At 71.5% G+C, this 13205-nt stretch carries 11 protein-coding genes; 10 read left to right on the top strand and 1 reads right to left on the bottom strand.

Features of this window, described 5'->3' with window-relative positions:
• Positions 1–26 precede the first annotated feature (26 nt).
• Positions 27–800, top strand: a complete 774-nt coding sequence (locus OHA68_RS04200) for an enoyl-CoA hydratase/isomerase family protein (protein WP_189136500.1) — start codon at positions 27–29, stop codon at positions 798–800.
• On the opposite strand, the gene OHA68_RS04195 is transcribed toward OHA68_RS04200, so the two are convergent.
• Positions 787–1887, bottom strand: a complete 1101-nt coding sequence (locus OHA68_RS04195; protein ID WP_327106430.1) for an endo-1,4-beta-xylanase — start codon at positions 1885–1887, stop codon at positions 787–789. The two genes, OHA68_RS04200 and OHA68_RS04195, sit on opposite strands and share 14 nt — an antisense overlap.
• Before the next feature lie 219 nt (positions 1888–2106).
• Here OHA68_RS04195 and OHA68_RS04190 point away from each other — a divergent pair, with 219 nt between their 5' ends.
• From OHA68_RS04190 to OHA68_RS04150, 9 genes are all read left to right on the top strand, one after another.
• Positions 2107–2463 carry a hypothetical protein gene (locus tag OHA68_RS04190; protein ID WP_327106429.1) on the top strand — a complete coding sequence of 119 codons (357 nt, stop codon included), beginning with the start codon at positions 2107–2109 and terminating at the stop codon, positions 2461–2463.
• Positions 2454–3698 (top strand): DUF6395 domain-containing protein, encoded by a 1245-nt coding sequence (locus OHA68_RS04185; RefSeq protein ID WP_327106428.1) that lies wholly within the window; start codon positions 2454–2456, stop codon positions 3696–3698. The genes OHA68_RS04190 and OHA68_RS04185 overlap by 10 nt, the downstream gene beginning before the upstream one ends.
• A 16-nt stretch (positions 3699–3714) precedes the next feature.
• Entirely contained in the window at positions 3715–4557 is an 843-nt protein-coding gene (locus OHA68_RS04180) for a M55 family metallopeptidase (protein WP_189136504.1), read from the top strand.
• 19 nt (positions 4558–4576) lie between these two features.
• Positions 4577–6127 carry a flavin monoamine oxidase family protein gene (locus OHA68_RS04175; protein WP_327106427.1) on the top strand — a complete coding sequence of 517 codons (1551 nt, stop codon included), beginning with the start codon at positions 4577–4579 and terminating at the stop codon, positions 6125–6127.
• A 59-nt stretch (positions 6128–6186) separates the two neighbouring features.
• Positions 6187–6699, top strand: coding sequence for a YbaK/EbsC family protein (locus OHA68_RS04170; protein ID WP_327106426.1), 513 nt, complete (start codon positions 6187–6189; stop codon positions 6697–6699).
• 121 nt (positions 6700–6820) lie between these two features.
• The gene (locus tag OHA68_RS04165; protein WP_327106425.1) at positions 6821–9130 is read left to right on the top strand and encodes a serine/threonine protein kinase; all 2310 of its coding nucleotides are present in this window, start codon (positions 6821–6823) and stop codon (positions 9128–9130) included.
• Positions 9131–9146: 16 nt separating this feature from the next.
• Positions 9147–10934, top strand: coding sequence for a serine/threonine-protein kinase (locus tag OHA68_RS04160; protein ID WP_327106424.1), 1788 nt, complete (start codon positions 9147–9149; stop codon positions 10932–10934).
• A 36-nt stretch (positions 10935–10970) separates the two neighbouring features.
• A complete protein-coding gene (locus OHA68_RS04155) occupies positions 10971–12200 on the top strand; it encodes a serine/threonine-protein kinase (RefSeq protein WP_327106423.1) in 1230 nt (409 codons plus the stop codon).
• 224 nt (positions 12201–12424) lie between these two features.
• Entirely contained in the window at positions 12425–13204 is a 780-nt protein-coding gene (locus OHA68_RS04150) for an electron transfer flavoprotein subunit beta/FixA family protein (protein WP_189136509.1), read from the top strand.
• Position 13205: the final 1 nt, after the last annotated feature.

Genomic DNA, 13205 nt, shown 5'->3' with positions numbered 1-13205 from the left:
CAGATGTGGCGTTGTAGGGTCGGATCATGGCTGAGTACGTGAACGTCGAGGTGGCCGACCAGATCGCCACGATCCTGCTGGCCCGTCCCAAGATGAACGCGCTCAACGGCCAGGTCCAGCGGGAGATCGCCGAGGCGGCGCGGGCGGCGGACGCCGACCCGGAGGTGCACGCCGTCATCCTCTACGGCGGCGAGCGGGTCTTCGCGGCGGGCGCCGACATCAAGGAGATGGCCGGCATGACCTATGCCGACATGGCCACCCACTCCCGCACGCTGCAGGACTGCTTCACCGCCGTCGCCCGCGTCGGCAAGCCCGTCATCGCCGCCGTCACCGGTTATGCCCTGGGCGGCGGCTGCGAGCTCGCTCTGTGCGCCGACTTCCGGGTCGCGGGGGAGTCCGCCAAGCTGGGCCAGCCGGAGATCCAGCTCGGCATCATCCCCGGCGCCGGCGGCACCCAGCGGCTGCCCCGCCTGATCGGCCCGTCCCGGGCCAAGGACCTCATCTACAGCGGCCGGCACGTGCCGGCCGCCGAAGCCCTCGCCATCGGCCTGGTCGACCGGGTCGTCCCCGACGCCGAGGTCTACCAGGCCGCCCGCGACTGGGCCGCCACCTTCACCGGCGGCCCCACGGTCGCGCTGCGGGCCGCCAAGCAGGCTGTGGACCAGGGTTTGGAGGTGGACCTCGACACCGGGCTGGAGATCGAGCGGCTCCAGTTCGCCGGGCTCTTCGCGACGGATGACGCGAAGATCGGCATGGGGGCGTTCACCGAGAAGTCCACCCCCAAGTTCACCGGCCGCTGACCCTTCTGGTGGTCAGCAGCTTGTCGTAGGCCGGTTTCGGGGCCAGGTTCTCATCCAGCAGGCACGCCGAGCCTTCACCGTCGAACCAGCCCGGGACCCAGGAGTGCCGGTCGGTGAAGCCCCAGACGGTGAACTCCCGGCAGGCCCGCACGCTGAGGCAGTCGCTCAGCGCCCTGCCGTAGTAGTCCGCCTGGGTGGCGAGCTTCTCCGGCGTCACCGGCAGCACCATGCGCACGTCGAGCTCGGTGACGGCGATCTCCAGGCCGAGGTCGGCGAAGCGCCGCATGACGTTCGCCCAGTCACCCGGATAGTCGTACTGAATGCCGAGATGGCCCTGGAAGCCCATGCCGTGGATCGGCACCCGCTGGGCCTGCAACTGCCTGATCAGGGTGAGGGTGGCCTCGATCTTGGGGACGTTCCACTCCACGTTGTAGTCGTTCAGGTAGAGCTTGGCGTGCGGGTCGGCCTGGTGCGCCCAGCGGAAGGCGTCGGCGATGTAGCCGGGGCCGAGGTGTGTCAGCCAGATGGTCTGCCGGGGCGTGCCGTCCTCTTCGAAGGCCTCGTTGACCACGTCCCAGGCCCTGACCTGGCCCTTGTAGCGGCGGACCTGGGTGGTGATGTGGTCGCGCAGGATCTGCCTGAGCTCGGTGGCGCCGATCGTGCCGTTCTCGACGCCGGTGGTCAGCCAGGCGGGGAGCTGGTTGTGCCAGACCAGCGTGTGGCCGCGCACCTGCTGGCCGTTGCGGCGCGCGTTGCGCACCACCTCGTCGGCGTCCTGCCAGGTGTACACGCCGCGTTCGGGCTCGACCGACTCCCACTTCATCGCGTTCTCCGCCGTGAGGTGGTCGAACTCGCGGTTGAGCCGGGCCTTGTAGTCCGGCTCGGCGCGCAGGACGGCGACGTCGACGGCGGAGCCGATGTTGATGCGGAGCTTGCGCGCCAGGTCCCGCAGGTCCTGCACACGCTGGGGCCCGTGCTCGGACCCGTGCTCGGACCCGTGCCCGGGCCCGGTGGCGGTCGCGGACGCGGGTAAGGCGATGGCCGGCACGGCGAGTGCCAGCGCCAGAGCGAGGATCAGTGGTCTCATCGGTGCTCCTTGACGGCGACGGGGGGCAGGGCGCACGCCTTCGAAACTTTCGGACATGCGACGATATATTTCGTCGAATGCCGGAAACGTAAGCGGGGACGGCGATGGCGTCAACACCCTTGTCAGGATTTTCCGGACGGAAATGCGCGGCTGCGGCAGTAATGCCGATCATGTTGGCGCGTCCTGACAGGGATGGGTTTGCCACTATGGTGGCGTTTCATGAAGCGCGTCCTCGTCCCCTCCCGGCTGCGTTCGGCGGTGCGCAGTTGGTTCGACTCCCGCTACATCTCCATAACTGACCATCGTCAGGACATCAGGGACGCCCTGTGGGAGGTGCAGACCCTGCGCCGGGAGATGGCCACCCTCCAGGGCGAGGTCGAGCGGCTGCGAAGCTCAGGACCGCCCGTGAAGGGCGGCGTGGACAAGGCGACCTTCGACCAGACGCGCAAGCTCGCCCAGGAGACCGCCAAGGCGCTCGACGGGCTGCTGCGCAACGAGGTGCTCCTCTGGCAGGCGGTCGACGACCTCAAGTCCCGGTTGCCGGCGCCCGAGAGCGGGGAGCGGCCGTGCGCGTGAGCTGGGCCGCGGGCAGGCTGACCTTCCGCCTGGACCCCGAGGACGAGATCACCGGCAGGGCCGCCGACGGGCACCCGGTCAAGCTGGCCATCAACACCTGCACCCTGCACGACGTGCCGGACGACGCGCACCCCGACCTGTTCGCCGTCGCCGCCTGGACCGTGGTCGCGCCGTGGACGCGCAGGAGGATCACCTTCGACCGGGCCGTCTCCGCCGGCCTGGCCGCCGCGCTGCACGACGGGTGGGGGATCGAGGCCGGGCCCGTGGGCGCCGAGCCGCGCCCGGCCGGGCGGCGGCTGGCGATCTCCTACAGCGGCGGCGCCGACTCCGTGGCCGCCGCGGCGATCTACCCTGAGGCCCCGTTCGTGCACTTCAAACGGGTCTCGCACGACCGGGTGCCGAACCGCTGGCAGCACTACCGCTCCGACGTGCTGGCCGACCTCGCGAGCAGGACCGGGCGCGAGCTCACCGTCGTGCCGTCCGACCTGGAGTTCACCCTGGCCGAGCCCAGGCCCGGCTATCCCGAGCACCACGCGGTCGCGGCGGGGGCGCTGCTGCTGGCCGACCGGCTGGACCTCGGCGGCTTGGCCTTCGGCTACGAGCTCGGCTCCCGCTGGCTGGGCGGCGGCCGCTACCTCAAGCGCTACACCCCGGACAACCCCATGTGGGCGCCGCACGGCGCGTGGGGGCGGCTGTTCGCCGCGGCGGGCGTGCACATCGTGCTGCCGGTGGGCGGCGTGAGCGAGGCCGTCACCATGCGCCTGGCCCTGGACTCCGATCTCAAGGATCAGGTCCGCTGGTGCCTGACCGGCGTCAAAGGCCCGTGCCGCACCTGTGCCAAGTGCCTGTACAAAGAGCTCATCCAGGCCGCCGTCGAGCGCCGCCCGCTCGACACCCCCATCACCGCCGACCATCCGCGCGCCGCCAAGTGGCTCCGCCCACCCCCGTACGGCGGTCAGGAGATGGTCGAGTACGGCCTCGCCCGCGTCCCCGGCATCGAGCGGACCCTCTTCGGCGGGATCATGCACCACTTCGACGCCACCGAGGAGTCCACGAGCTGGCTCGATCACTGCTACCCGCCCGCGATCGAGGAGATCGCCGCTCCCTGGCGCGGCAGGGCGGCCGCCTTCATGACCTCGGAGGTCGGCCTCATGACGCGCGAGGAGGCGCTCCGGGTGGAGACGTGGGGCACCGCCGGGCAGGGCACGCCGCCCACCCGGAAGAATGCGGTGTGATGAGAAGGAGCGGCGGATGAGGGTGTACCTATCGGTCGACATGGAGGGCGTCACCGGGCTGACCGACCCCGAGGAGATGCACGCGGGCAAGCGCGGCTACGAGCGCGGCTGCGAGCTGATGACCGCCGACGCCAACGCCGCCATCGACGGCGCGTTCGCGGCGGGCGCGGACAGGGCGCTGGTCAACGACGCGCACGGGTCGACCAAGAACCTGCGGATCGACCTGCTCGACCCGCGTGCCAGCCTGATCCGCGGGCCGGGCAAGGCGCAGCGGATGGCGCAGGGGCTCGACGGGTCCTTCCAGGCCGCCTGCCTGGTCGGCTATCACGCGCGGGCCGGGGTGCGGCACGGGGTGCTCAACCACACCTGGATGGGCAAGGAGATCCAGAACGTCTACCTCAACGGCGAGGAGTGCGGCGAGACGCGGGTGGTGGCGGCGTGCGCCGGCTTCCACGGTGTCCCCGTCGTGCTGGTGACCGGGGACGAGGCGGTCGGCGAAGAGGCGCGTGAGCTGCTCGGCGACGTGGAGACCGTCGCGGTCAAGAAGGGCATCGACAAGTTCTCGGCCGAGCTGCTGCCGCCGAGCGTGGCCCAGGCCCGGATCCGTGAGGCCACGGTGCGAGCACTCAGCCGGTTGAGCGACTTCACGCCCTACACGATTCCGGCGCCGTACACGCTGGGGGTGGAGTGGAACTCCACCGCGATCGCGGCCGCTGTGGCGCTGGTTCCCGGGGTCAAGTCGGTGGGGTCGCGGCACACCGAGTTCACCACCGACGACTACACGGAGATCATGGCGCTGTTCGGCATCTTCGCCACCATCGGCGGCCAGGTCGCCTGCGGCAGCGGTCCGTACGGCTGAGTGCGCGGGAGTAGCTGACGTGGAGGGTGCGGCGCTGACCAGGCGCGGGCTGCTGGTGGGCATCGGGGCCGCCGGGGGCGCCGGCGCGATGTACGCGGCCATGGGGGCGCTCGGGCTGGCGCCCGGCGACCAGGACAAGGCGTTCGTGCCGCCGCGGGCGAGCGACTTCTCGCTGCAGGGCAGAGCCGCGGGCAAGGTGGTGATCCTCGGGGCCGGGGTGGCGGGGCTGACGGCGGCCTACGAGCTCGGCAAGGCGGGCTACGACTGCACGCTGCTGGAGGCCAGGGGCAAGGCCGGCGGGCGGAACCTCACGTTACGCGGCGGGGACCGGCTGACCGAGCTGAACGGGCCGGCGCAGCAGGTGACGTTCGGGGAGCGGGCCTACTTCAACGCGGGGCCCGCCCGGATCGCGCCGTGGATGGTCACCCTGGACTACTGCCGCGAGCTGGGCATCCCCATCGAGACGTTCGTGAACCGCAACGCGCACGCCTACGTGCACACCAGCGGCCAGACGGTGCGGTCGGGAGCGGCCCGAGCCGACATGTACGGATATGTCGCCGAGCTCCTCGCCAAAGCGACAGACCTCGGCGCGCTCGACAAAAAGCTCACCCGAGACGACCGGGAGCGGCTGCTGGAATTCCTCACCAGGTTCGGCGACCTCGGCCCCAAGCTCGACTACGAAGGCTCCAGCAGGCGCGGCTACGCCGAACTCCCCGGCCTGGACGCCGGCGCACCGCTCGGCGCGCCGGGCACGCTCAGCCAGGTCCTCGCCGCCGGCACCGGCCGGGCGATCACCAACGACTTCGGCTACGAGCAGGCCACGCCGATGTTCCAGCCGGTCGGCGGCATGGACGCGATCGTCACCGGACTCGTCGAGGCGGTCGGCGCGGACCGGATCAGGACCGGCGCCCAGGTCACCCAGATCACCAGCCTGGCCGACGGCGTGGAGGTCACCTGGCGCGGCGGCCGGATGAAGGCCGACTACTGCGTGGCCACCCTCCCGCCGCACGTGCTGGCGAAGATCCCGCACAACCTGGGCGAAGCCGTCACGGCCGCGCTCCGCACGCCCGTCCCCGTCGCGGCCGGCAAGATCGGCCTGGAGTACGGCAGGCGCTGGTGGGAGATCGAGGACCGGATCTACGGCGGCATCACCGAGACCGACCTGGACATCACCCACATCTGGTACCCCTCGCACGACTACCACGCCGCCCGTGGCGTGGTGGTCGGCTACTACAACACCGGGGCCGAGGCCGAGCTGTACGGCGCGCTCACTCCCGAGGACCGCCGCCGCCGCGCGCTCACCCAGGGCAAGAAGATCCACGGCGAGAAATACCGCGCGGACGTGCTGTCGGCCGCCTCGATCGCCTGGGAGCGCCAGGAGCACATCCAGGGCGGCTGGGTACGCTGGCCGGTCATTGATTCGTCCTTCACTCTTCTGCAACGTCCCAGCGCGAGGGTGTACTTCGCGGGTGATTGGCTCACCCATCTGATCGCCTGGCAGGCGGGAGCCATGCAGTCGGCCCGCAGTGCCGTCACACAGCTGCACCAGCGGGTGCTGCGGTCCCCGTGACGGCGCACGCCGCTCCCGTGACCGGCGTAGGGTCCTGGGAGAGCGATCGAGGAGCTGGGATGACGTTGGACTGGGTGCCCGCCACCGAGCGGAGCGACCTGCTGGCCGATCCGGTGGCGCGTGCCGTGGGCGAGATCGACGGCGTGCGGGTGACCGAGATCGACCCCGAGCTGGCCGACACGGCCGCGTTCTGCGAGCGCTACGGCGTGCCGCTGGACGCGTCGGCCAACTGCGTGGTCGTCGCGGCCAAGCGCGGCGGCGAGACCCGCTACGCGGCCTGCATGGTGCTGGCCACGATGCGGGCGGACGTCAACGGCGTGGTGCGCAGGCACCTGGACGCGCGCAAGGCGAGTTTCGCGCCGATGGCACAGGCGGTGGAGCTCACCGGCATGGAGTACGGCGGCATCACCCCGGTCGGCCTGCCCGACGACTGGCCGATCCTGGTGGACACGGCGGTCGCCGAGCATCCGGAGGTGATCATCGGCAGCGGGGTGCGCCGCTCCAAACTCGCCCTGTCCGGGGCCGCGCTGGCCTCGCTGAAGAGTGCTTACGTGATGAGCTTGGCCAACTGAAGCCAATTCGAGACCGTTGATTGGGAAACCGATGGGCCCTGTCTGGACGTTGTACGACTGGGAATGTGGCCTCGTGGTTCATCTCGTGGGCGGGGATTAAGCCGGTATGGTGCTTCATGCCATGAACGATGACCGACTCGGCCCTTACCGGCTGCTCAGGCGGCTCGGTGAAGGCGGAATGGGCGTTGTCCACCTCGCTGTCGACCCGCAGGGACGGCAGGTCGCGGTCAAGGTCCTGCGCGCCGAAGTCGCCGGTGACGAAGTCGCCAGGCGGCGGCTCTCGCGCGAGGTCGAGACGATGCGCCGGGTGCGCAGCAGATACATCGCCGAGGTGCTCGACGCCGATGTGACCGGTCATCGCCCGTACATCGTCACGCGTTATGTGGCGGGCCGGCCGCTCGACGAGATCATCAAGAACGACGGGCCGCTCGAGCTGCCCGCGCTGGTGCAGATCGGGCACGGGATCGCCACGGCGCTGGCCGCCGTGCACTCGGTCGGCGTCATCCACCGCGACCTCAAGCCGGGCAACGTGCTGATCCTCGACGGCGAGCCCGTCCTGATCGACTTCGGCATCGCCCAGGCGGTCGACGCGACCCGGCTGACCCAGACGGGCATGTTCATCGGCACGCCCGGCTACCTGGCGCCGGAGATCATCGAAGGGCAGGAGGCCGGGCCGGAGGTCGACATCCACGCCTGGGCCGGCACCCTGCTCTACGCCGGCACCGGCCAGCCGCCCTTCGGCAAGGGCACGCTGGAGATGATCTTCTACAACATCACCGCGGGCAAGGCCGACGTCAGCGCCGCCCCGGCGGCCCTCCAGCCGCTGCTCAAGGCCGCCTTCCAGCGCAACCCGAACAAGCGGCCCAAGGCCGCGGAGCTGGCCGAGCAGACCGCGCGCATGTTCACCAAGCCGCCGGGCGGCATGCCCGACGAGATCTCCACCGTGCCGCGCCCGGACGCCGAGCCGCCGCCCGTGGAGAGCCTCCTGCCGCCGCACGACCCCTCGGTCACCCCGCCGTACGGCGCCGACCGGCCGTACGAGCCCCGAATCGTCCGCCAGCCGGGCAGCGGCCCCCAGTACGGCAGCGGCCCCCAGCCCGGTAGCGGCCCCCAGCCGGGCAGTGGGCCTCAGGCTGCCGGCGGGTTCCAGTCTGGTAGTGGGTCGCAGCCTGGTAGCGGGAGCGGGCCTCAGCCTGCTAGTGGGCCGTACGACGCGTCCTCGGGGCAGGCGCCGTGGGACGGCTCCACGCCGCCGATGACGCCGCGCAAGCTGGTCGAAGGCCAGTACCCGCAGATCCCGCCCCCGGCCCAGCCGGGGCCGCCGGGTCAGGACCACCAGTACGTCTCGCTGCTGCCCGGCCAGAGCGATCCATGGCCCACCCGCCGGGTGAGCCCGGAGGAGCTGCGCCAGATGCAGCGGGAGGCGGCGTCCCAGCCGAGCCTGCCCTGGCAGCAGGCGCCCGCGCAGGCCGCCGGCCACGGCCAGAGCGCCCCGCCGCGCGAAGGCGGCCATGGCCAGCCCGGCCAACGCGACGCGAGCCACGGTCAGGCCGGTCCGCGTGACGCGAGCCACGGTCAGGGCGGCCCGCGTGACGGGAGCCATGGCCAGGGCGGTCCGCGCGACGGGGGTCACGGTCAGGGCGGCCCGCGTGAAGCTGGTTACGGTGCGCAGCCCGAGGGTGACATGCCGACCAGGCGGGTGCGCCCGGAAGGGCTCGACTACGGCAGGAACAACCCGGTCCAGCCGCCGCCCTATATCCCGGCGCAGGGCCAGTTCCAGCCCGACCTCAGGACCAAGCGCGAGCCGTTCATCCCCGGCGCGATCCCCGGGCAGGCCCTGCAGCGCTCGGCGGCCTACGGCGTGGCGAGCGCGATGCTGCTGGTCATCATGATCGTGCTGGCGTCCTTCGCCCCCGTGGTGGTGGCCGTGCTGGCGATCCCGGTCGCGGTGCTGCTGCGCGCCGCCGACCTCGCCCAGCCGGAGCTCCGGGCGACGGGCGCGGCGGCGCTCGACGTCATCAGGGTGTTCGCCTTCCCCAAGGCGCTGGCCAAATCGGCGGGCATCACGCTCGCCCTGTTCCTCTACGCGCTCATCCTTGGACTGCCGGTGACGCTCCTGCTCGCCGTGGTGGCGGGGATGAGCCCGTACAACGCGCTGGCATGGGGGAGCGCGGTGGCACTGTGGACCGTCTGCGCGGGCCCGGGAGTCGAAGGGCCTGGCCGACAGATGCGCAGGACGCTGTCGTCCCTCGTACCCTCGAGAACAGCGGCGATGGTGATGGCGGGAGTTCTCGCGGCAGGAGCCGTGCTCTCGCTGATCCTCGCGGTCAGCACGTTCGGGGACAACACGAGGAGGTCCATATGGGCTCCGGTGGACGTCGGGCCGGTGGTCGGGCTGCTCAACAATCTGAAGGGGAACTCGGGGGGATGACGCGGGGCAGGTGCCGATGAGCACGGGCAACACCCAGACGCCAGAGCGGCTCGGTCCCTACCGGCTGATCAGGAAGATCGGCGAGGGTGGCATGGGAATCGTCCACCTGGGGATCGACGGCGAGGGCCGTGAGGTCGCCGTCAAGGTGCTGCACCCGCACGTCGCCGCCGACCTCAAGGCGCGCGACCGGCTGACCCGCGAGGTCGAGACCATGCGCCGGGTGCGCAGCCCGCACGTCGCCGAGGTGGTCGACGCCGAGCTCGTCGGCGGACAGCCCTACGTCGTGACCCGGTTCGCCCCCGGCCGCACGCTGGAGGCGACGGTCCTGGAGGAGGGCGCGCTGCCGGCGCGCGAGCTCATCCGGATGACTCAGGGGCTCTGCCAGGCCCTGGTGGCCATCCACGCGGCCGAGGTGATCCACCGCGACTTCAAGCCCTCCAACGTCATGCTCGTCGACGGCGAGCCGCTGGTCATCGACTTCGGCATCGCCCATCTGGTCAACGCCACCCGGCTGACCCAGACGGGGATGTTCGTCGGCACGCCCGGCTATCTGGCGCCCGAGATCATCCGGGACTCCGAGATCACCCAGGCGGCCGACGTGCACTCGCTGGCCTCCACGGTGTTCTTCGCCGCGGTCGGCGCGCCGCCGTTCGGCACCGGCACCTTCGAAGCGGTCTGCTTCAACATCATGGAAGGCCGGGCCCAGCTCGACAAGGCGCCCGTGTGGCTGCGCGGCTGGCTGCTGCGGGCGCTCCAGGTGGACCCCGCCGCCCGGCCCAACGCGCAGGAGCTGCTGAGGATGGCCAGGGCGCTGGACCCCTCGGTGACCACGTTCAACCAGCCGGCGCCGGACGACGGGCCGGGCCGCACCAAGCGGCTGCCGAACCGCACCCGGACCATGGACGCCTACTCCGACCTGCTGCCGCCGGTGCAGTACGAACGCCCGTCGCGCGAGGTGAAGCCGGCCCGGCAGGAGCGGCCGCCGCCGTACATCCCGGCGCCGATGCCCGCCAGGCCGCCCGTGGCCGACCAGCGCGTGGCCGGTTACCCGGCGCCGCGCCCGGCCTACGCCCCGCCGGCCCAGCAGCCCCAGCAGCAGGTCAGGCCCTACACGCCGCCGCCCGCGCCGGCGAGCGAGCGCAAGCGCTATCTGGCCGGCGCCCAGTTCGTCTCGTTGCTGCTGCTGGTCTCGCTGGTCGCGCTGACCGTGATGCTGCCCGTCATGGTGGGCGCGGCGGCGATCGCGCTCGCGGTGGTCTTCAGGGTGGGCGAATACCTGTTCGGTGACATGGTGAAGCGGCGTCAGGTGCGCGGCAGCAGTGCCGCCGATCCGCTGCTCGTGCTGGTGGGCACGCCTTGGGCGTTGATCAAGGCGTCGCTGGTGAGCCTGGTCCACGTGCCGCTGGCGATCGCCTTCGGAGCGTGCGTCTGGGGGGTGCTGCGCTGGGGCGGCGGGCTGAGCGTCAACGACGCCGCCGCCTACGCCGCCGGCGCCTTCGCGGCCGGGCTGTTCGTGCTGCCGGGCGGCGGAGCGCCGCGCCAGGCGGTCACCCGCACGCTCACCGGCGTGCTGCGCACTCCGGGGGCGGCCTTGGCGGCGGCCATGGTCGCGGGCACGATCGCGCTGTTCGCGGTGATGTTCGCGCTGGGCACGGAGACCGTGTGGGATCCGTGGCGGGCACCCGAAACGGTGATCAACGAGCTGACCGCCAGCGCCCGCAACAGCGTCACGGGGTTGATCGCCGGCCTGGTGAACGACCTCCTGAAGGACCTGAACCTCGGGTTCCTGTCTCCCTGGTCCTGAGTGTCCCCGCCCGCGGGCGGGGGGAAAGTTAGGGGTATGGACGGCGAGCGCCTCGGCCCCTACCAGTTGCTGTCGCGGCTGGGCGCGGGCGGGTTCGGCGAAGTGCACCTGGCACTCGACTCCGAGGGCCGCACGGTCGCCGTCAAGGTGCTGCACCCGCACGTGGCGGCCGACGGCGGCGCGCTCGCGCGGCTGGCCCGCGAGGTGGAGACCATGCGGCGGGTGGGCGGGCCGCACGTGGCCGAGGTGCTCGACGCCTCGCTGGAGGGCGCCAGGCCCTACCTCGTCACCCGTTACGTCCAGGGCAGGCCGCTGAGCGCCGTCCCGGTGCCGGTGGCCGACCTGCGGTCGCTGGCGACCGGGCTGGCGGACGCGCTGCTGGCCGTACACGAGGCGGGGGTCGTGCATCGCGATCTCAAGCCCGCGAACGTGATGATGACCGAGGGCGACCCCGTCGTCATCGACTTCGGCATCGCCAGCGCGCTCGACTCCCTGTCGGTCACCGCCTCAGGGGCGGTGGTCGGCACGCCGGGCTACTTAGCCCCGGAGGTGCTGGAGGGCGGCGTGGTGGGTCCGGAGGCGGACGTGTTCTCCTTCGGCGCGACGCTGGCCTACGCCGCGACCGGTCGCCACCCGTACGGGCAGGGGCCGCCGTCGGCGGTCGCCTACCGTGCCGTCCATCACGAGCCCGATCTGGAGGGCGTGCCCGGCTGGCTGGAGCCGCTGCTGCGCGAGTGCCTGGCCACCGACCCGGCCGCGCGGCCGACGGCCGCGCGGATCTGTGCCCGGCTGGGCGTGGACGCGACCCCGCCGGCCCGCCGCCTGTCCCGGTTCTCGATGGGTACGGCGCGGCGCGCGGAGAGTGATGTTCACCACCTGTCCACGCGTGAATGGCAGCCGGGCCGGGGCCCGAAGGTGGAGTCGGCGGAGCTGTCCAGGGCCCGGCATCGGGAGCGGGTGCGCAGGCGCTGGCTGATCGGGTCGGGGCTGTTCATGTCGCTGCTGGCCGCCGCGGCCCAGGAGCCGCTGCCGGAGGTGGCGCTGTTCCTGCTGGCCGCGTTCACGCTGGCAGTGGTGGCCGACGCGGGGGTGGCGCTGGCCACCAGGGGGCCGTTCAGGAAGAGCCGGATCATCGCCGACTTCACCGGGGTGGCGGGGACGCTGGGGATCTCGCTGGCGTTGAGCGCCTTCTTCAGCACGCCCGTGCTGGCGCTGTTCGCCGGCACGGCGCTGGTGGTGGGGATCGTCTTCGTGCTCTCCGCCTGAACGACCCCGGTCCCGGGATAACGGAACATAGTTCGGTAGGGTGGTGCCGCAAGTCGCTTTCGTGAGTTTGCGCGTAAGCTACTCATGGGTAACATGACTTCGGGAGCGTGAGCGCACCCACTGTCACCGTTCCATGGAGCACCTGGCAGTCTGGACAGCATGCATCCGGCGCCCACCGCAACGTCGCGGAGGCGCACGCGAATACGGGAGGTCGGCCACCGGCCATGAACATCGTCGTCTGCGTGAAGCAAGTCCCCGACACGGCGACCGAGCGCAAGCTGCGGTCCGAAGACAACACACTCGACCGTGACGCGGTCGACGGCGTGGTGAACGAGCTCGACGAGTACGCGGTCGAGGAGGCGCTCAAGCTCAAGGAGGCCCACGGCGGCGAGGTCACCGTCCTCACCATGGGCCCGGGCAAGGCCACCGAGACCATCCGCAAGGCCCTGGCCATGGGCGCCGACAAGGCGGTCCACCTCTTCGACGACGGGCTGCGCGGCTCCGACGCGCTCGGCACCTCCTACGCGATGGCTCAGGCGCTGAAGCAGATCGGGTTCGACCTGGTCATCCTCGGCTCCGAGTCGACCGACGCGCGCACCGGCGTGCTGCCCGCGATGCTGGCCGAACGCCTCGGCACGCCGCAGCTCACGCTGGCCAACAAGGTCGACGTCGACGGCTCGTCGATCACCGTCCAGCGGCTGACCGACTACGGCTACGACAAGGTCGAGGCCACGCTGCCGGCCGTCGTCTCCGTGGTCGAGAAGATCAACGAGCCGCGTTACCCGTCCTTCAAGGGCATCATGGCGGCCAAGAAGAAGCCGGTGCAGACGCTGGCCATCGCCGACGCCGGGATCGACGCCGCCCAGGTGGGCCTCGACGCCTCCTGGTCCCAGGTGGTCGACTTCGCCGCCGCGCCGCCGCGTGCCGCCGGCACGATCGCCAAGGACGAGGGTGACGGCGGCGTCAAGGTCGCCGACTTCCTCGCCGCCAAGAAGTTCATCTGAG

The organism is Nonomuraea glycinis (assembly GCF_035920485.1).
In the GTDB taxonomy this organism is placed as follows: domain Bacteria; phylum Actinomycetota; class Actinomycetes; order Streptosporangiales; family Streptosporangiaceae; genus Nonomuraea; species Nonomuraea glycinis.
This window is presented reverse-complemented; position numbering and strand designations above follow the sequence as displayed.

What these genes read in the sequence shown, in the direction of transcription:
- OHA68_RS04200 (WP_189136500.1), top strand. Translation starts at nt 27, where the DNA reads ATGGCTGAGTACGTGAACGTCGAGGTGGCCGACCAGATCGCCACGATC.
- OHA68_RS04195 (WP_327106430.1), bottom strand. Translation starts at nt 1,887, where the DNA reads ATGAGACCACTGATCCTCGCTCTGGCGCTGGCACTCGCCGTGCCGGCC.
- OHA68_RS04190 (WP_327106429.1), top strand. Translation starts at nt 2,107, where the DNA reads ATGAAGCGCGTCCTCGTCCCCTCCCGGCTGCGTTCGGCGGTGCGCAGT.
- OHA68_RS04180 (WP_189136504.1), top strand. Translation starts at nt 3,715, where the DNA reads ATGAGGGTGTACCTATCGGTCGACATGGAGGGCGTCACCGGGCTGACC.
- OHA68_RS04170 (WP_327106426.1), top strand. Translation starts at nt 6,187, where the DNA reads ATGACGTTGGACTGGGTGCCCGCCACCGAGCGGAGCGACCTGCTGGCC.
- OHA68_RS04165 (WP_327106425.1), top strand. Translation starts at nt 6,821, where the DNA reads ATGAACGATGACCGACTCGGCCCTTACCGGCTGCTCAGGCGGCTCGGT.
- OHA68_RS04160 (WP_327106424.1), top strand. Translation starts at nt 9,147, where the DNA reads ATGAGCACGGGCAACACCCAGACGCCAGAGCGGCTCGGTCCCTACCGG.
- OHA68_RS04155 (WP_327106423.1), top strand. Translation starts at nt 10,971, where the DNA reads ATGGACGGCGAGCGCCTCGGCCCCTACCAGTTGCTGTCGCGGCTGGGC.
- OHA68_RS04150 (WP_189136509.1), top strand. Translation starts at nt 12,425, where the DNA reads ATGAACATCGTCGTCTGCGTGAAGCAAGTCCCCGACACGGCGACCGAG.